Source organism: Pseudomonas sp. GG8 (genome assembly GCF_052976945.1).
Window position 1 is genome coordinate 1,077,663 of sequence record NZ_JBRIIP010000001.1, and the last position, 19,329, is coordinate 1,096,991.

The window sequence follows — 19,329 nt, forward strand, 5'->3', positions numbered from 1 at the left end:
CTCTTCAGGCAATTATTGTCGTCGAGCAAAAAAACGGTAGAAGCCGCCGAAGGCCGTTCCGGCCTTATCGCAGCCTTCGGCAGCTCCTACAGGGGATTGTTGGTGTTCTTTATTTACCGCCACTGCCCGCCACGCTCTCGCCGCCGCGTGTCAGGTAATAGGCGCCGAGGATCGGCAGCATGGTCACCAGCATCACCAGCATGGCGACCACGTTGGTCACCGGTACGTCGCGTGGGCGACTGAGTTGGTTGAGCAGCCAGATCGGCAACGTGCGTTCATGGCCGGCGGTAAAGGTGGTCACGATGATTTCGTCGAACGACAGGGCGAACGCCAGCATCCCTCCGGCCAGCAATGCCGAACCGAGGTTGGGCATGATGATGTAGCGGAAGGTCTGCCAGCCGTCTGCACCCAGGTCCATCGACGCTTCGATCAGGCTGTGGGACGTGCGGCGCAAGCGGGCGATGACGTTGTTGTAGACAATCACCACGCAGAAGGTCGCGTGGCCGACGATGATGGTGAACATCCCCGGTTCGATTCCCAGGGTCTTGAAGGCCGAGAGCAGGGCGATACCGGTGATGATCCCCGGCAGGGCGATGGGCAGAATCAGCATCAGCGAAATGCCGTCCTTGCCGAAAAAATCCCGTCGGTACAGCGCAGCGGATGCCAGCGTGCCGAGGACCATGGCGATCAACGTGGCGATGCAGGCGATCTCCAGCGAGAGCTTGATGGACTCCAGCACATCGGGGCGCGAGAACGCCACGCTGAACCACTTCAGGGTGAAACCCTGGGGTGGGAAGCTGAAGGCGGCATCTTCGGTGTTGAAGGCGTACATGAAGATGATGAAAATCGGGAAGTGCAGGAACACCAGCCCACCCCATGCGGCCAGCTTCAGGCCAAGGGAGGCTTTTTCCCCCTGCAACGAAGGTTTAGAGCGCATCGAAGGCCCCCAGTCGTTTGACAATGGACAGATAAACAGCGATCAGCACGATGGGCACCAGAGTGAAGGCTGCGGCCATGGGCATGTTGCCGATAGCGCCTTGTTGGGCGTAGACCATGCTGCCGATGAAGTAGCCGGGTGGACCGATCAGCTGCGGCACGATGAAGTCGCCCAAGGTCAGGGAAAAGGTGAAAATTGAACCGGCAGCGATTCCTGGCACCGACAGCGGCAACGTCACGTTCATGAAGGTCTGGCGTGGCGTGGCGCCAAGGTCTGCGGAGGCTTGCAACAACGACGGGGGCAAGCGCTCCAGTGACGCCTGGATTGGCAGGATCATGAACGGCAGCCAGATGTAGACGAAGACCATGAAGCGCCCCAGGTGCGAGGTCGACAAGGTGCTACCGCCCACGCCGGGAATACCCAGGATGAACTGCAACACCGGTTCCAGCCCCATGTGCTGAACGAACCACTGCGCCACGCCGCCTTTGGCCAACAGCAGGGTCCAGGCATAGGCCTTGACGATGTAGCTGGCCCACATTGGCATCATCACGGCGATGTAGAAAAATGCCTTGGTCTTGCCCGTGGTGTAGCGCGCCATGTAATAGGCGATAGGGAACGCGACGATGCCGCTGGCAATAGACACCGCCACCGCCATGCCCAAGGTGCGCTTGATGATGTCGAAATTCGCCGGACTGAACAGGGCCGCGAAGTTGGCCAGGGTCAGTTCAGGAGTAACTGCCATGGTGAAGTCGTCGAAGGTATAGAAGCCCTGCCACAACAGGGTCAGCAGCGAACCGAGATAGACCGCGCCGAACCAGAGCAGTGGAGGGATCAGTAGCAGCGCAAGGTAGAGATTGGGGCGGCGATAGAGCAGGTTGGAGAAGCGCCGCAAGGGCGATTGTCCGGGCTGCGTCGCCGGGTGGGAGATGGCCTGGCTCATGGTCACAGACCCTCGCCCGCGGCCGGTTCGTGCAGCGTGATCATCGCCTCACGGGCCCAGCGTGCGGTGATTCGCTGACCGGTCTGGTAGTGCGTGCTGGTGTCCAGCCACTGGTTGTTGGCCTGGCTGATATTCAGGGTCTGGCCGTTGTCGAGGGTGAGTTCGTAGCGGGTGGCGCTGCCTTGATATTGAATATCGTGCAGCAGGCCGCTGACCTGGATCTCGTGACTGCCAACCTGGCCTTCGGCAAAGCGGATGTGTTCCGGGCGAATCGAAAACGGTTGAGCGATGCCGCTCAATTGCAGGGCCAGCTCGCCGTGCAATACGTTGGAGGTGCCAACGAACTCGGCGACAAAGGTGGTGGCCGGCTTCATGTACAGATTGCGTGGGGTATCGACCTGCTCGATGCGCCCTTTGTTGAACACCGCCACGCGGTCGGACATGGACAGGGCTTCGGTCTGATCGTGAGTGACGAAAATAAAGGTGATGCCGAGTTGGCGCTGGAGCTTCTTCAGCTCGCCTTGCATCTGTTCGCGCAGCTTCAAATCGAGGGCGCCCAGCGGCTCATCGAGCAGCAGCACGCGGGGCCGATTGACCAAGGCGCGTGCCAGTGCAACACGTTGACGCTGGCCGCCGGAGAGTTGCACCGGTTTGCGGTCGCCGTAGCCATTGAGCGCGACCATGGCCAAGGCTTCCTCGGCACGCTTGAGACGTTCGGCTTTACCGACGCCCTTGACCTTCAAGCCATAGGCAACGTTGTCCCGCACGTTCATGTGCGGGAACAACGCATAGTCCTGGAACACGGTGTTCACATCACGCTGATAGGGCGGCAGGCCTGCCGCCTCTTCGCCATGAATGCGGATTGAGCCTGCGCTCGGCTGCTCGAAACCGGCAATCAAGCGCAGACAGGTAGTTTTGCCCGAGCCCGACGGGCCCAGCATGGAAAAGAACTCACCGTCCTGAATATCAATGGAAACCCGGTCAACGGCTTTCACTTCGCCGAACTGACGGGAAACGTGGGTGAACTGGACTGCAAGCGTCATGGTGTGTAGCTCCGAAAATGCGGGTGAATCATTTGCGACTGCTTTGCAGTCGCTCGCGGGCAAGCCCGCTCCTACAGGGACAGCGCAGATTTTGTAGGAGCATGGTTTGCCTGCGGTAAGGTCCGCAGGACCTTCAGACGGACTCAGCGACCGCCCATGATCGCGATGTAATCCTGGGTCCAGCGGCTGTACGGCACGAACTTGCCGCCTTCAGCTTGCGGGGTTTTCCAGAAAGCGATCTTGTCGAACTGGTCGAAACCATTGGTCGCGCACCCTTCGGCACCCAGCAGTTCGCTGGCCTTGCACGCTGCGGGTACTGCTGGCAATGAACCGAACCAGGCGGCAACGTCGCCCTGGACTTTAGGTTGCAGCGACCAGTCCATCCACTTGTAGGCACAGTTCGGGTGCTTAGCGTCGGCGTGGAGCATGGTGGTGTCAGCCCAGCCGGTAGCGCCTTCTTTTGGAATGGTCGAGGCCACAGGCTGTTTGTCAGCCTTGAGGCCGTTGACCATGTAGCCCCATGAGCTGGAGGCCGCGACGCCTTCGTTCTTGACGTCACTCATCTGGACGGTGGCGTCGTGCCAATAACGGTGGATCAACGGCTGTTGTTTGCGCAGTAGGTCGAGGACCGCCTTGTACTGGGTTTCGTTGAGTTCATACGGGTTTTTAATCCCCAGTTCAGGCTGGGTCGACTTCAGGTACAGCGCGGCATCTGCGATATAGATCGGGCCGTCATAAGCCTGCACACGGCCTTTGTTGGGTTTGCCGTCTGGCAGGTTTTGCGCTTCGAATACCACGCTCCAGCTGACGGGCGCGACCTTGAACACAGTGGTGTTGTACATCAGCACGTTCGGGCCCCACTGATAAGGCGTGCCGTAGGTTTGTTTGTTGACCACGTACCAAGGACCGTTCGCCAGGCGCGGGTCGATGTTCTTCCAGTTCGGAATCAGCGCGGTGTTGATGGGCTGGACCCGCTTGCCGACGATCAGTCGCAGCGACGCATCGCCTGATGCCGTCACCAGGTCATAACCGCCCTTGGCCATCAAGCTGACCATCTCATCGGAGGTGGCGGCAGTTTTGACGCTGACCTTGCAGCCGGTCTCTTGCTCGAAGCCGGTTACCCAATCGTATGCCTTGTCGCTTTCACCCCGTTCGATGTAGCCCGGCCACGCGACAATATCGAGCTGGCCCTCGCCGTCGCCTACGGTTTTGAGCATCTCTGCCGCGGAGACACCGCAGCTGGTGAACATACCGGTGACTACAGCGCTGAGTACTGCGGTCTTGAGCACTGACATGGGATTCCCTCTTCTTTAATTATGGTCGGGGCAGTTTTGAACGGGTACGACATGCCCTTTTCGGGCTGATTATTAGAGTGCTGTAAAGCGTAGTGCAGTCATTCGTCTTGAGCGTTGTTCAGCTCAAGTCTTGCCCGTGACGCGCCATGATGTGGCGCACCACGCTGTAATCCTGCAACGAGTCGCTGGATAAATCCTTGCCATAACCCGAGCGCTTGAGGCCGCCGTGGGGCATTTCGCTGACCAGCATGAAATGGCTATTGATCCAGGTGCATCCGTACTGCAAGCGCGCGGCCACTTGCATGGCCTTGTCCAGATTCTGGGTCCAGATCGACGACGCCAGGCCGTATTCCGAGTCGTTGGCCCAGTCCACCGCTTGCTCAAGCTGATCGAAGCGGGTCACGGTGACGACCGGACCGAACACCTCGCGCTGGACGATCTCGTCGGTTTGTTTGCAGCCGGCGAGCAGGGTCGGCTGATAGTAGAAGCCTGCCCCGGAATGCACCGCTGCGCCCGTAATGCGCTCGATGTGTGGCTGGCCCAATGCACGCTCGACGAAGCTGGCGACCCGATCACGCTGGCGGGTGCTGATCAGCGGACCGATTTCATTGTCGGCGTCACGTTTGCCGGCAAAGCGCAGGCTGCTGACCGCCGCGCCGAGTTCGGCCACCAAGCGATCATGAATGCCTGTCTGTGCGTAGATTCGGCACGCGGCCGTGCAATCCTGCCCCGCGTTGTAGTAGCCGTAGGTGCGCACGCCCTCAACCACCGCCTGAATGTCAGCGTCGTTGCAGACGATGACCGGGGCTTTGCCGCCCAGTTCCAGGTGCGTGCGTTTGAGGGTTTTGGCGGCTGCCTGAAGGATTTTTTGTCCGGTAACGATGTCACCGGTCAGCGATACCATGCGTACTTTCGGGTGGCTGACTAAATGGCTACCGACACCTTCACCGCCGCCGCAGATGATATTGATGACCCCGCGCGGCAACAGCTCAGCCAGCGCCGGGGCCAGCGCCAGGATCGACAGTGGTGTGTGTTCGGACGGTTTGAACACCAACGTGTTGCCCGCCGCCAGTGCCGGGGCGATTTTCCAGGCGGCCATCATGATCGGGTAATTCCACGGCGCGATGGACGCCACCACGCCAATCGGGTCACGCCGAACCATGCTGGTGTAGCCTGGCAGGTATTCGCCGGAGAGTTGTCCTGTCTGGCAGCGCACGGCGCCAGCGAAAAAACGGAACACGTCGACCGTCGCGCTTAAGTCATCCTGGCGCGCCAGGTGCAGGGGCTTGCCGCAGTTCAGCGATTCCAGGCGGGCGAGCTGATCGGCTTGTTTTTCAATGACGTTGGCAATGGACAGCAGGATGTTCGAGCGTTGTTGCGGTGTGGTTCGAGACCAGCTGGCAAAGGCGCGGTGGGCGGCGAGGATTGCGGATTCGACTTGTTCAATGCTGGCTTCGGCAATATGAGTCAGTACTTCGCCGGTGGCTGGATTGAGGATCGGTTCGACGAAACCTTGGCCTGCGACCAGTTCACCGTCGATTAACAGTGCCGTGAACAATGGGGTCGGTTGCGCGCCGGGCATGTTGGGTGCTCTCTTTTTTTTTGTGGCCGTGGGGTCCATGGGCTTGCTCCTTGGCGCGCCCGGCCATCTATAGCCACAGAGACTAGTGCGCGGGCGAGAGGTCGACAAATGCTAAATACTGAAAGCTGCGTTCGATTAAATAGATAGCCTGCGCCCGGTATGAGGTTGCTCGCGGGCGACGCTCAAAAAGGGGTCGACCAACGCGGGTCGTGCCGTGCCTCGGCGCCATGCCAGGCCTACGTCCAGGGTCTGGCTGAGGTCCGCCAAGGGGCGCGCTTCGATGATGTCGCCCTCCAGCGACCAGGGCCGATAGGTCATGTCTGGCTGGATGGAAACCCCGAGTCCGGCTGCCACCAGGCTCCGGACGGCTTCGGTCGAAGCTGTGCGCAGTGTGATGTGCGGTTGCAGGCCGGCTCGCGACCACATGCGCTGGGCATTCATGTCCATTTCATCGACATTGAGCTGAATTAACGGCTCGCGAGCGACGTCTGCCAGGTTAATGCTGTCGTGTTCCAGCAGGGGGTGCTGCGCAGGCAGCCAGACCCGGTGCGGTGAGTGGGTGAGTACTTCGGTTTGCAGGGCGTAGCGGTCTTCGAGGTTGGACAGGATCAACACCCCGACATCAATCTCGCCGCTGACCAGCAAATGCTCGATATACGGGCGCTCGTCTTCCATTACGCGGATGTCGACGTTGGGGTAAGCACGCTGAAAACGAGTCAACAAGTCCGCCAGGTAATAGCCCGCCACCAGGCTGGTCACGCCGACAATCAACTGGCCTGCTACCTGGTCGGTGCTTTGTTGCAGGCTGCGCTTGGCGTTGTCCACCGTGGCCAGGATCAAGTGCGCCTGGCGCAGGAACTGGTGGCCCTGATGGGTCAGGCTCATGCCCTTGGCATGGCGGTTGAACAGCGTGACGCCGATTTCCTGTTCCAGTTGCTGGATCGCCAACGTCAGCGTGGACTGGGAAATGTACACCGCCTGTGCGGCGGCCGAGATCGAACCGGTTTCCGCGACCGCGATGAAGTGACGGATCTGGCGCAACGTCATCATGAGAGGGCAGCTCTGGCGAGGTTGTTGATTGGTTTTTTAGATGTTTCAGAGTGTATATCTTTTTAAACGATAGTTGAGCGAGTGACGCTGCCTGGAGGGCCATGCAACATTTCGAAGCACTCCTCAAACCTGCCAGGACACACTTCGTTCTACTCTGCTGGCCACGAAACGACTGACAAGTTCTGGAGGCTTTCCCATGAATACGCGTGGCTTACTCGATCAACTGCTTAAGTCCGGGCAGGACCTGCTACAGAACAAAACTGGCGTACGAACGGGCAATCATTCCGATAACAGCGCCCCCGCTGCGGGCGGTTCAGGGGGGTTAGGCGGTTTGCTCGGTGGGGCGGGCGGAGGGTTGGGTGGGTTCCTGTCCGGTGCGGGCGGCGGAGCATTGGCGGCTGGTGCGATGGGTTTGCTGATGGGTAATAAAACCGCACGCAAGGTGGGCGGCAAGGCGCTGACCTACGGTGGTCTCGCGGCGCTGGGGGTTTTGGCCTACAAAGCCTATGGCAATTGGCAAGCCAATCAAGGCACAGCCCCACACTCCGAGCCACAAACTATTGACCGGCTGCCAGCGCCGCAGGTAGAAGAGCACAGTCAGGCGATTCTCAAGGCACTGGTGGCTGCGGCCAAGGCGGACGGCCATGTTGATGACCGTGAGCGTCAGTTGATAGAGGGTGAATTCACCAAACTGACCAACGATCAGGAGCTGCGGCATTGGTTGCAGGCCGAACTCAACAAACCTCTCGATCCGGCAGAAGTCGCTCGAGCGGCGAACACGCCGGAAATGGCCGCCGAAATGTACATTGCCAGCGTGATGTTGGTGGATGAGGAGCACTTTATGGAGCGCGCCTATCTTGACGAACTTGCTCGCCAACTCAGGTTGGACCCTGCACTCAAGGTAGAGCTTGAGGCGCAGGTGCGGCAGGCTTCTGATAAAGGGTGAGCAACCAGCTGAAAGTATGTCGGAAACACCCGTATTAGCCTTAAGGGGGCTGGGCTATACTCAGCCTGCTTTGGGCCGTCTGTTGGTCCACTTCTTGAACTCGGCGGATGCTGCCGGTGTTGAACTCTTGAGGGCTGACTGTGAAGAACTGGACGTTGCGCCAACGGATTCTGGCGAGTTTCGCTGTGATCATCGCCATCATGTTGTTGATGGTTGTCGTGTCGTACTCCCGACTGCTTTCTATTCAGTCCAGCGAGGAGCAGGTCCGCACTGATGCTCTGCCGGGCCTTTATTACAGCACCACCATCCGCAATGCATGGGGCACTAGTTACGTTGTCACCTTGAAGCTGCTCGGCGAAGACGAAGGTCGGCCGCTTACGACGGCTGAACTTGAGCAGTTCAAGGCTAACGAAGCCATCCTCGAAAACGAAGTGAGCAACTATAAGAAAACCATTTTCAGCTCAGATGACCAGGTCCGCTTCGATTCATTTGAGAGGCAACATGAGGTTTATCGGAAAGCCCTCGATGACGTTCTCGCGCTTTATCAAGCCAATGATTTTATCAAGGCCCGCAGTGCGCTCAACACGCAGCTGTCCCCTGTCTGGAATCTGGGTCGCGATCTTATCAATACGTTGATCACCGAAAACAAGAAACTGGCTGACCATGCGGCCGAATCAATTAGCGTCTCGGTGACTGACGCGAAAATCAGCATGGGTATTTCCCTGCTGATCGCCCTGGCTGCTGCCGCGAGCTGTGGCTTGCTGTTAATGCGCGCAATCATGGCGCCGATGCAGCGCATCGTGCAGATTCTCGAGGTCATGCGCACCGGTGACTTGAGCAAGCGCCTGGACCTGGACCGCAAAGATGAGTTCGGTGCAGTCGAAACTGGCTTCAACGACATGATGACCGAGTTGACGGGCCTGGTTTCACAGGCCCAGCGTTCGTCGGTACAGGTCACCACCTCGGTGACCGAGATCGCCGCGACCTCCAGACAGCAACAGGCCACGGCCACCGAAACGGCTGCCACCACCACGGAAATCGGTGCGACCTCCAGAGAAATCGCCGCCACGTCCCGTGATCTGGTGCGCACCATGACCGAGGTCACCTCCGCCGCGGATCAGGCTTCGATCCTTGCAGGCACCGGCCAGCAAGGCCTGGCGCGTATGGAAGAGACCATGCATCAGGTCATGGGGGCTGCCGATCTGGTCAACGCCAAGTTGGCGATCCTCAATGAGAAGGCCGGCAACATCAATCAGGTGGTAGTGACCATCGTCAAAGTGGCCGACCAGACCAACCTCTTGTCGCTCAACGCAGCCATCGAAGCGGAAAAAGCGGGTGAGTATGGGCGCGGTTTTGCCGTGGTTGCGACTGAAGTACGTCGCTTGGCCGATCAGACCGCCGTGGCGACGTACGACATCGAGCAGATGGTTCGTGAGATTCAGTCGGCCGTGTCCGCAGGCGTGATGGGCATGGACAAGTTCTCCGAAGAAGTCCGTCGTGGCATGTTCGAAGTGACGCAGGTCGGCGAGCAGCTTTCGCAGATCATCTATCAGGTGCAGGCCTTGGCGCCGCGAGTCCTGATGGTTAACGAAGGCATGCAGGCGCAAGCCACCGGTGCCGAACAGATCAATCAGGCGCTGGTGCAACTGGGTGATGCCAGCAGCCAGACAGTTGAGTCGTTGCGTCAGGCCAGTTTCGCCATTGATGAGCTGAGCCAGGTGGCGGTGGGGCTGCGCAGCGGCGTCTCGCGTTTCAAAGTCTGAGACCGGACGATGATCGAGCACTCAGCCAAGCGTGGCGCCCCGGCGTTACCGCAGAACAAGCTGTTTTTGTTGTTTCACATAGGTGACGAGCGTTACGCCCTGGAGGCGGTCGAAATCGCCGAAGTACTCCCACGTTTGCATCTCAGACCCATCCCCCAGGCGCCACATTGGGTGGCCGGGGTGTTTGCGTACCGGGGCGTGGTGGTGCCGGTGATTGATCTCAGTGCGCTCACCTTTGGCCGCCCGGCACAGACTCGAACTAGTACCCGTCTGGTCCTGGTTCACTATCGCCCGGACGCTGACCGATCCGGTCAGTTGCTCGGCCTGATTCTGGAGCAGGCCACTGATACCCTGCGTTGCCCGCCTCGCGAGTTCAAGGAATACGGTCTGGATAATCGACTGTCACCCTATCTCGGCCCGGTACGCGAAGACAAACAAGGGTTGCTGCAATGGATTCGGGTCCAGGACCTGCTCAGTGATTCGGTGCGCGAGCTGCTTTATCCTGCCCAACCCTTGAATATCGAGCTGTTCGAGGAGGCGCCATGAGCAATGACGCGCGTTTCTTTTCCTTCCTCAAGGACCGCATCGGTCTGGACGTTGCCTCGGTCGGTGAAGCGATCATCGAGCGCGCCGTGCGCCAGCGTTGCGCCGCATCGAGCGCGCAGGACAGTGACGGCTATTGGCAGTTGTTGCAGACGTCGGCCAGCGAGCAGCAAGCGCTGATCGAAGCGGTGATTGTCCCCGAGACCTGGTTCTTTCGTTACCCGGAATCGTTTTCGACCCTGGGCAAGCTGGCGCAGACGCGACTGGCGGAACTGATGGGCTCGCGACCGCTGCGTATCCTCAGCCTGCCCTGTTCCACGGGCGAAGAACCCTATTCGATTGCCATGGCCCTATTCGATGCCGGGATTTGCCCGCAACAGTTTCAGGTCGATGGCATCGATATCAGTCCCTTGTCCATCGAGCGGGCAACGCGGGCGATTTATGGCAGAAACTCGTTTCGCGGTGAGCAAATAACCTTTCGTGACCAGTATTTCAGTGCTGAGGTCGATGGTTTTTTACTCAATGAACGGGTGTGTAACCAGGTCAACTTTCAGACGGGTAACGTGCTTGATCCGACGTTGTTGGCGGCGAGACCCGCTTATGACTTCGTGTTCTGCCGCAATCTGTTGATCTATTTCGATCTGGCGACCCAACAACGCGTTTTCGAGGTGCTCAAGCGCATGACCCGCGAAGAAGGCGTGTTGTTTATCGGTCCGGCCGAGGGCAGTCTGCTGGCGCGTTTGGGCATGCGTTCAATCGGTATTGCGCAGTCGTTTGCTTTTAGCCGCTGCGCGGAAAAAGCCGAAGTGCCGCCTGCTGCTGTTGTGCCCCTGTCGCTTCCAACCCCGGTGCCAGCGACCTTTACTCGTTCGCGGGCCAGTCTGCCGTTGCGGGCGAGCCCCCGATCGTTTGCGTCAAGCCCGCCGGTCCTTGCAAGCGCCAGAGCTGTACCCACTCCGGCAGGGGGCCTCGACAATGAAGCCGCCAGCTTGCTGGCAAACATCGCAAGCCTGGCCAACGAGGGTAAAAGTGCCGAGGCGCGCGCGGCCTGCGAGCGCTACCTGAAACTATATGAGCCGGTAGCCCAAGTGTTTTATTGGCTGGGACTGCTCAGCGATCTCGGCGGCCAGACGGCGGAGGCGCAGGGTTTGTATCGCAAAGCGTTGTACCTGCAGCCACAACATTCCGAGGCATTGGCGCAGTTGGCGACTCTGCTGGCCTCTCAAGGCGATACCGAAGGTGCCCGCCGTTTGCAGGACCGGGCTGCCCGTGGCCTGAGCAAGGAAGGACGTAATCGATGAGCGGCCAGCTGAGCGAACCAAGCCTGACCCAGCAAGACCTTCAGGTAATCGACGATTGCTGGAACCGTATTGGTATACATGGCGAGCGTTCTTGCCCATTGCTGGCCGAGCATATTCATTGCCGTAACTGTTCGGTGTATTCAGCTGCCGCCACGCGCCTGCTGGATCGCTACTCCCTGGCCCAGGAACATCGGGTGCAGGGCCATACCCTTGAGGCTCACAGCGAGATCAAGACCCGCTCGATCCTGGTGTTTCGTCTGGGCGAAGAATGGCTCGGGTTGCCCACCCGCTGTCTGGTCGAAGTGGCGCCGTTGCAGGCCATTCATTCTCTGCCGCATCAACGCTCGCGGGCGTTGCTTGGCGTCGCCAATGTACGGGGCGCGCTGGTGGCCTGCCTGTCGCTGGTTGAGTTGCTGGGCCTGGACAACTCGCCAGTGGTGACGCCCTCGGCGCGGATCATGCCGCGTATGCTGATCGTCGCCGCTCAGGGTGGCCCGGTCGTGGTGCCGGTGGACGAGGTCGATGGCATCCATGCCATGGATGAGCGTGAACTGGACTCGGCATCCGACGCGGGTCATCAGACCCATGCCAGATTTACCCAGGGCGTTCTGCAGTGGAAAGCGCGCAGTTTGCGCCTGCTCGATGAAGATCAACTGCTGTCGGCGGTGAACCGGAGCCTCACATGACCCCAGAACAAATGCGCGATGCCTCGCTGTTTGAGTTGTTCACGCTGGAAGCCGAAGCACAAACCCAGGTCCTCAGTGCCGGCTTGCTGGCGCTGGAACGCAATCCCGCGCAGGCAGAGCACCTGGAAGCCTGCATGCGCGCCGCCCATTCGCTCAAGGGCGCGGCGCGGATTGTCGGGGTCGATGCCGGGGTCAGCGTGGCCCATGTAATGGAAGATTGCCTGGTCAGCGCCCAAGAATTCAGGTTGCGCCTGCGGCCCGAGCATATCGATGCTTTGCTGCTGGGTACCGACTTGCTGATGCGCATCGCCACGCCAGGCAGTACGGGCGTTAGCCCTGCGGATATCGACGCGTATGTGCTGCAAATGAACGCGTTGCTGGCGCCAGGTGCCGCCACCGGCGATTCAGCGTCGGCAACGTCTGCACAGCCGTCGCTTGAATCGCTTCTGTCCATGCCCGAGATGACCACTATCGATTTATTGGCCGCTGCACTGCGCCTTGATACTCCTGCGCCGTACACCGAGCCGGACCCGGTTTCTGTCCTTGCTTCTGTCGTGGCTGAGGCGCCCCGTCAAAACCAACGGATCGCTGAAGGCGGTGAGCGCGTCTTGCGGGTGACGGCCGATCGCCTGAACAGCTTGCTCGACTTGTCGAGTAAGTCGCTGGTCGAAACTCAGCGGATCAAGCCGTATCTGGCGACAATGCAGCGGGTCAAGCGTCTGCAAAATAAAAGCGCGAGGACCCTCGACAGTCTGGATGTGAGCCTCAAAGAGTCCGGCGCAAGCGTCGAGGCCCTGGAAATACTCGAAGAAGCCCGGCGTTTGCTGTCCGAAGCCCAGGCGATGCTGACCCAGCAGACCTCTCAGTTGGATGAGTTCGGTTGGCAGGCCAGCCAGCGTGCGCAGTTGATGTACGACACTGCACTGGCCTGTCGGATGCGCCCCTTTGCCGATGTGCTGGTCGGTCAGGCGCGCATGGTCCGCGACCTGGGCCGCGAGTTGGGTAAGCCTGTGCGCCTGGAAATCGAAGGCGAAAAGACCCAGGTTGACCGTGACGTGCTGGAAAAGCTTGAAGCGCCCTTGACCCATTTGCTGCGCAACGCGGTGGATCATGGCATCGAATTGCCCGAGCAGCGGCTGCTGGCAGGTAAGCCTGCAGAAGGCGTCATCCGGCTCAGGGCGTCCCATCAGGCCGGCCTGTTGGTGGTGGAAGTCAGTGACGACGGCGCGGGTGTCGATCTCGATCAACTGCGTCGCAGCATCATCAAGCGCCAGTTGTCGCCCGCTGAAACCGCTGAGCAACTGAGTGAAGATGAGCTGCTGAGTTTTTTGTTCCTGCCCGGCTTCAGTCTGCGCGACAAAGTCACCGAAGTGTCCGGGCGTGGCGTTGGCCTGGACGCGGTGCAGCATATGGTCCGCCAACTTCGTGGGGCGATCGAAGTCGAACAGGGCGCAGGGCAGGGCAGCCGCTTCCAACTGACAGTGCCACTGACCCTGTCGGTGGTCCGCAGTCTGGTGGTCGACGTCGGTGGGGAGGCGTATGCATTCCCCTTGGCGCACATCGAACGCATGCGTGATGTGCAGGTCAGCGAAGTCGTGCAGTTGGAGGGGCGTCAGCATTTCTGGTACGACGACCGTCCCGTAGGACTGGTGGCCGCCAGCCAGTTGCTTCAGCGCCCGCAAAGCCAGCCTGTCGGTGACGTGCTCAAGGTCGTGATCATTCGTGAGCGGGATGCCGTATATGGCGTGGCGGTCGAGCGTTTTATCGGTGAGCGCACGCTGGTGGTGCTGCCCCTCGATCCGCGACTGGGCAAGGTCCAGGATATTTCAGCCGGGGCCTTGCTCGACGATGGCTCGGCGGTATTGATCATTGATGTGGACGATATGCTGCGTTCGGTGGAGAAACTGCTCAACACCGGACGTCTGGAGCGCATCGGCCGGGGCGGCCAGCAAGCCGATGCCGTAGCGCGCAAGCGGGTGTTGGTGGTCGATGACTCGCTGACGGTGCGTGAGCTGGAGCGCAAGTTGCTGCTCAATCGTGGGTATGAAGTGGTGGTGGCGGTGGATGGCATGGACGGCTGGAATGCCTTGCGTGCCGAAGACTTTGACTTGCTGATCACCGATATAGACATGCCGCGCATGGACGGTATCGAGCTGGTTACCCTGTTGCGTCGGGACAGTCGTTTGCAGTCCCTGCCGGTGATGGTGGTGTCATACAAGGACCGAGAAGAAGATCGCCGTCGAGGTCTGGATGCCGGTGCGGATTATTACTTGGCTAAAGCCAGCTTTCATGACGACGCTTTGCTCGATGCCGTGATGGAGTTGATCGGAGGTGCGCAGGGATGAAGATCGCTATCGTCAACGATATGCCCATGGCCGTGGAGGCCCTGCGCCGGGCCATCGCTTTCGAGCCCGCGCATCAGGTGGTCTGGGTCGCGGCCAATGGCGCCGAAGCCGTCGAGCGCTGTGCGCAGCTGACGCCGGACCTTATCCTGATGGACCTGATCATGCCGGTCATGGATGGCGTCGAAGCGACCCGACAGATCATGGCCGCTACACCGTGCGCCATCGTCATTGTTACCGTGGACCGACAGCAGAATGTCCATCGGGTGTTCGAAGCCATGGGGTACGGCGCGCTGGATGTGGTCGATACGCCCGCCCTGGGCGCAGGGAATCCCAAGGACGCAGCGGCCCCGCTATTGCGCAAGATCCTCAATATTGACTGGTTGATCGGTCAGCGCGACAGTTGCGTGCGCACGGTCGCCACGCCTTTGCGTGCGAGCGTACAGCGCCAGGGTCTGGTGGCTATCGGCTCTTCCGCGGGCGGCCCGGCAGCGCTGGAAGTTCTCCTGAAGGGCCTGCCCGCGTCATTTCCTGCGGCTGTTGTGCTGGTTCAGCATGTGGATCAGGTTTTTGCCGCCGGGATGGCTGAGTGGCTGGCCAGTGCGTCTGGTTTGCCCGTGCGTCTGGCCCGTGACGGCGAGCCGCCAGAGCGGGGAACAGTCTTGCTGGCGGGCACCAATCACCATATTCGCTTATTGAAAAACGGTAGTCTGGCGTACACCGCCGAGCCCGTAAACGAAATTTATCGGCCCTCGATCGACGTTTTTTTCGAGAGTGTGGCCAGCTATTGGAGTGGAGATGCGGTGGGTGTGTTGCTAACGGGGATGGGGCGCGATGGTGCTCAAGGGCTTAAGTTGATGCGACAGCAGGGGTTTTTGACCATCGCTCAGGATCAACACAGCTGTGCTGTGTATGGCATGCCCAAGGCGGCTGCCGCGATCGATGCAGCTGTCGAAATTCGGCCACTGGAAAAAATTGCGCCCAGATTGATCGAGGTGTTCGGCTAATGACTTTTCAGGCGTGTTCACGACCAGTCAGAGAGCAGGAGCCCCGGCATGCATGATTTGCAAATAGATGGTTTCAAGAAGACCGACGAGAACTCGGCGATGGTGCTGTTGGTCGACGATCAGGCAATGATTGGTGAAGCGGTGCGCCGTGGGCTGGCCAACGAAGATAACATCGATTTCCACTTCTGTGCCGACCCGCATCAGGCGATTGCCCAGGCTATTTTGATCAGGCCGACGGTGATTTTGCAGGATCTGGTCATGCCGGGCCTCGATGGTCTGACCCTGGTGCGTGAGTACCGCAACAACCCGCTGACCCGCGATATTCCGATCATCGTACTCTCGACCAAGGAAGACCCGCTGATCAAAAGCGCGGCCTTCGCGGCCGGTGCCAACGATTATCTGGTCAAGCTGCCGGACACCATCGAGTTGGTGGCGCGCATTCGTTACCACTCTCGCTCGTACATGACTCTGTTGCAGCGTGATGAAGCCTATAGAGCCTTGCGCGTCAGTCAGCAGCAGTTGCTCGATACCAATCTGGTGTTACAGCGCTTGATGAACTCGGACGGCTTGACTGGCCTGTCCAATCGTCGGCACTTCGACGAGTACCTGGAGCTGGAGTGGCGCCGGGCACTGCGTGAGCAAAGCCAGATCTCGTTGTTGATGATTGATGTGGACTACTTCAAGGCCTTCAATGACAACTTTGGCCATCTTGAAGGTGACGAAGCACTGCGTCAGGTCTCCAGTGCGATTCGCGAGAGTTGCGGTCGATCTTCCGATCTGCCAGCGCGTTACGGTGGGGAAGAGTTTGCCCTGGTGCTGCCAACCACCTCACCAGGCGGTGCGCGGCTGCTGGCCGAAAAGCTGCGCCAGACCGTGGAGGGCCTCAATATCCCGCACATTTTCCCTTTGCCGGGCTCGATCCTGACTATCAGCATCGGCTTAGCCACCATGATCCCGCAACCGGGCTCCAACAGTCGCCAACTGATCATGGACGCCGACAAGGGTTTATATTCCGCGAAGAACAATGGACGCAATCAGGTGGTGGTGGGGGTTAGCTGATCCGTTGCGGCATCGGCGGTGGAATCGTGCAGCGCAGAAACTCCCGTAAGGCCTGCCCAATGGACTGCCTTAGCGGTCGGTGGTGAGTTATACTCGTCGGCTTTCAAAAGTTCGCCTACGAGTGCTGCCCACCATGGAAATCAACCCGATCCTAAACAGCATCAAGGACCTGTCCGAGCGTTCTGAAACCATTCGGGGGTATCTTTGACTACGATCAAAAGCATGAGCGTCTGACTGAAGTCAATCGCGAGCTTGAAGATCCTGCTGTCTGGAACAACCCCGAGTACGCACAGAACCTGGGCCGCGAGCGTTCCTTGCTGGCGCAGATCGTCGACACCCTGGACGAAATGTCCTCTGGCCTGGTCGACGCCAAAGACCTGCTGTTGATGTCCGCCGAAGAAGAAGATCAGGCTGCCGTGGACGACGTGGCTGCTGAAGTCGAGCGCTTGCGCGAGTCGCTGGAGAAGCTGGAATTCCGTCGGATGTTCAGCGGCGAGATGGACGCCAACAACGCTTATCTGGATATTCAGGCCGGCTCTGGCGGTACAGAGGCTCAGGACTGGGCCAACATCCTGCTGCGCATGTACCTGCGCTGGGCGGATAAACGCGGTTTCGACGCCACCATCATGGAATTGTCCGCGGGTGAAGTCGCCGGGATCAAAGGCGCGACTCTGCACATCAAGGGTGAATACGCCTTTGGTTGGTTGCGCACCGAGATCGGTGTGCACCGCCTGGTGCGCAAGAGCCCGTTCGACTCGGGCAACCGTCGCCACACCTCGTTCTCGGCCGTGTTCGTGTCGCCGGAAATCGATGACAACATCGAAATCGACATCAACCCGTCGGACTTGCGAATCGACACCTACCGTTCCTCCGGTGCCGGTGGTCAGCACGTTAACACCACCGACTCGGCGGTACGGATTACGCACATACCGTCCAACACGGTGGTCTGCTGCCAGAACGAACGTTCCCAGCACGCGAACAAAGACACCGCGATGAAAATGTTGCGGGCACGCTTGTATGAGCAGGAAGTGCAGAAGCGCAATGCCGCTTCGCAGGCCCTGGAAGACACCAAGTCGGATATCGGCTGGGGTCATCAGATTCGCTCGTATGTGCTCGACCAGTCGCGGATCAAGGATCTGCGTACCGGTATCGAAAGAAGCGACTGCGTCAACGTGCTCGACGGCGATATCGATGAGTACCTTGTGGCCAGCCTCAAGCAAGGGCTGTAATCCCAAGCCCTGATACAGCAGCCCCGATTCAAGTCCCTCGTCCTGATGGCGAGGGCAACGAACCTGCGATGGAAAATTTAAGACATGAGCGACCAACAACTCGACCCGCAAGACCTGCAACAGGAAGAAAACAGCCTGATCGCCCTGCGCAAGGAAAAGCTTGCTGCCGAGCGCGCCAAGGGCCAGGCCTTCCCCAACGACTTCCGCCGCGACAGCTACTGCAATGATTTGCAGAAGCAGTATGTCGACAAGACCAAGGAAGAGCTGTTGGCTGCAGCGATTCCGGTCAAGGTCGCGGGTCGCCTCATGCTCAACCGTGGCTCGTTCATGGTGATTCAGGACATGACGGGTCGCATCCAGGTCTATGTCAACCGCAAGACGTTGCCAGAAGAAACCCTGGCGGCGGTCAAAACCTGGGACCTTGGTGACATCATCGCCGCCGAAGGCACCCTGGCGCGTTCCGGCAAGGGCGACCTGTATGTCGAAATGACCAACGTGCGGCTGCTGACCAAGTCCCTGCGCCCGCTGCCGGACAAGCACCATGGCCTGACCGATACCGAAACCCGCTATCGTCAGCGCTACGTTGACTTGATCGTCAACGAAGAAGTACGCCACACCTTCCGCGTTCGTTCGCAAGTCATTGCGCACATTCGCAGCTTCTTTATGCAGCGCGATTTCCTTGAAGTGGAAACGCCGATGTTGCAGACCATCCCGGGTGGTGCTGCGGCCAAGCCTTTCGAAACGCATCACAATGCACTCGACCTGGACATGTTCCTGCGTATCGCGCCAGAGCTGTTCCTCAAACGTCTGGTGGTGGGCGGGTTCGAGCGTGTATTCGAGATCAACCGCAACTTCCGTAACGAAGGCGTTTCGACTCGGCACAACCCCGAATTCACCATGCTTGAGTTCTATCAGGCATACGCTGATTACGAAGACAACATGGACCTCACCGAGGAGTTGTTCCGCGAGCTGGCACAGCTGGTTCTGAACAGTACCGACGTGCCTTATCAGGGCAAAGTGTTCCATTTCGGCGAACCGTTCCAGCGTATTTCGGTGTTCGCGTCGATCCTCAAGTACAACCCGGACATCACTGCGGCCGACCTTGAAGACATCGACAAGGCGCGTGCTATCGCCAAGAAAGCCGGTGCTGCCGTTAAAGGCTTCGAAGGTCTGGGCAAGTTGCAGACCATGATTTTCGAAGAGCTGGTCGAGCACCAACTGGAACAACCGACCTTCATCACCGAATACCCGTTCGAAGTGTCGCCGCTGGCACGTCGCAACAATAACAACCCGAACGTCACCGACCGCTTTGAGCTGTTCATCGGTGGCCGCGAAATCGCCAACGCCTACTCCGAGTTGAATGACGCGGAAGACCAGGCCGAGCGCTTCCAGGCTCAGGTTCGCGACAAGGATTCAGGGGACGATGAGGCCATGCATTACGATGCTGACTTCGTGCGTGCGCTGGAGTACGGCATGCCGCCAACGGCCGGTGAAGGTATCGGCATCGACCGGCTGGTGATGCTACTCACCGATGCACCGTCGATTCGTGACGTGATTCTGTTCCCGCACATGCGCCCACAAGCGTAAAAATGTGAAGAAGCCGCCT

The 19,329-nt window shown here is 59.4% G+C and carries 16 protein-coding genes; 10 read left to right on the top strand and 6 right to left on the bottom strand.

Going from position 1 to position 19,329, the window contains the following annotated elements:
• Positions 1-109: 109 nt before the first annotated feature.
• From ACVBEG_RS05270 to ACVBEG_RS05295, 6 genes are all read right to left on the bottom strand, one after another.
• Positions 110-919 carry an ABC transporter permease gene (locus tag ACVBEG_RS05270; protein WP_374028615.1) on the bottom strand — a complete coding sequence of 270 codons (810 nt, stop codon included), beginning with the start codon at positions 917-919 and terminating at the stop codon, positions 110-112.
• A gap of 7 nt (positions 920-926) precedes the next feature.
• Entirely contained in the window at positions 927-1,877 is a 951-nt protein-coding gene (locus ACVBEG_RS05275; protein ID WP_322178171.1) for an ABC transporter permease, read from the bottom strand.
• 2 nt (positions 1,878-1,879) lie between these two features.
• Positions 1,880-2,920 (bottom strand): ABC transporter ATP-binding protein, encoded by a 1,041-nt coding sequence (locus tag ACVBEG_RS05280; RefSeq protein ID WP_322178172.1) that lies wholly within the window; start codon positions 2,918-2,920, stop codon positions 1,880-1,882.
• Positions 2,921-3,063: 143 nt separating this feature from the next.
• Entirely contained in the window at positions 3,064-4,215 is a 1,152-nt protein-coding gene (ydcS, locus tag ACVBEG_RS05285; protein ID WP_322178173.1) for a putative ABC transporter substrate-binding protein YdcS, read from the bottom strand.
• Positions 4,216-4,333: 118 nt separating this feature from the next.
• Positions 4,334-5,797: a gamma-aminobutyraldehyde dehydrogenase gene (locus ACVBEG_RS05290; protein ID WP_447108442.1), complete on the bottom strand. Its 1,464-nt coding sequence runs from the start codon at positions 5,795-5,797 to the stop codon at positions 4,334-4,336.
• A gap of 135 nt (positions 5,798-5,932) precedes the next feature.
• A complete protein-coding gene (locus ACVBEG_RS05295; RefSeq protein ID WP_322178175.1) occupies positions 5,933-6,847 on the bottom strand; it encodes a LysR family transcriptional regulator in 915 nt (304 codons plus the stop codon).
• 196 nt (positions 6,848-7,043) lie between these two features.
• On the opposite strand from ACVBEG_RS05295, the gene ACVBEG_RS05300 reads away from it, so the two are divergent.
• The 10 genes from ACVBEG_RS05300 to lysS all read left to right on the top strand — a co-directional run bounded on the left by ACVBEG_RS05300 (position 7,044) and on the right by lysS (position 19,310).
• Positions 7,044-7,793: a tellurite resistance TerB family protein gene (locus ACVBEG_RS05300; protein WP_447107428.1), complete on the top strand. Its 750-nt coding sequence runs from the start codon at positions 7,044-7,046 to the stop codon at positions 7,791-7,793.
• 140 nt (positions 7,794-7,933) lie between these two features.
• Positions 7,934-9,556 (top strand): methyl-accepting chemotaxis protein, encoded by a 1,623-nt coding sequence (locus ACVBEG_RS05305; RefSeq protein ID WP_447107429.1) that lies wholly within the window; start codon positions 7,934-7,936, stop codon positions 9,554-9,556.
• A 9-nt stretch (positions 9,557-9,565) separates the two neighbouring features.
• A complete protein-coding gene (locus tag ACVBEG_RS05310; RefSeq protein WP_447107430.1) occupies positions 9,566-10,102 on the top strand; it encodes a chemotaxis protein CheW in 537 nt (178 codons plus the stop codon).
• The gene (locus tag ACVBEG_RS05315) at positions 10,099-11,400 is read left to right on the top strand and encodes a protein-glutamate O-methyltransferase CheR (protein ID WP_322215243.1); all 1,302 of its coding nucleotides are present in this window, start codon (positions 10,099-10,101) and stop codon (positions 11,398-11,400) included. Before ACVBEG_RS05310 ends, ACVBEG_RS05315 begins: the two co-directional genes overlap by 4 nt.
• Positions 11,397-12,086, top strand: coding sequence for a chemotaxis protein CheW (locus ACVBEG_RS05320; protein ID WP_322215245.1), 690 nt, complete (start codon positions 11,397-11,399; stop codon positions 12,084-12,086). The genes ACVBEG_RS05315 and ACVBEG_RS05320 overlap by 4 nt, the downstream gene beginning before the upstream one ends.
• A complete protein-coding gene (locus ACVBEG_RS05325; RefSeq protein ID WP_447107431.1) occupies positions 12,083-14,431 on the top strand; it encodes a response regulator in 2,349 nt (782 codons plus the stop codon). Before ACVBEG_RS05320 ends, ACVBEG_RS05325 begins: the two co-directional genes overlap by 4 nt.
• Entirely contained in the window at positions 14,428-15,435 is a 1,008-nt protein-coding gene (cheB, locus tag ACVBEG_RS05330) for a chemotaxis-specific protein-glutamate methyltransferase CheB (RefSeq protein WP_447107432.1), read from the top strand. The genes ACVBEG_RS05325 and cheB overlap by 4 nt, the downstream gene beginning before the upstream one ends.
• 48 nt (positions 15,436-15,483) lie before the next feature.
• Positions 15,484-16,494, top strand: coding sequence for a PleD family two-component system response regulator (locus ACVBEG_RS05335; RefSeq protein ID WP_323566021.1), 1,011 nt, complete (start codon positions 15,484-15,486; stop codon positions 16,492-16,494).
• Between the two features lie 133 nt (positions 16,495-16,627).
• Positions 16,628-17,723 (top strand): peptide chain release factor 2 gene (gene prfB / locus ACVBEG_RS05340; RefSeq protein WP_322178184.1). Its coding sequence is split into 2 segments (ribosomal slippage): positions 16,628-16,699 and positions 16,701-17,723, totalling 1,095 coding nucleotides; the frame shifts between segments, so codons are not numbered across the junction.
• Positions 17,724-17,807: 84 nt separating this feature from the next.
• The gene (gene lysS / locus ACVBEG_RS05345; RefSeq protein WP_219061188.1) at positions 17,808-19,310 is read left to right on the top strand and encodes a lysine--tRNA ligase; all 1,503 of its coding nucleotides are present in this window, start codon (positions 17,808-17,810) and stop codon (positions 19,308-19,310) included.
• The last annotated feature ends 19 nt before the right edge of the window (positions 19,311-19,329 follow it).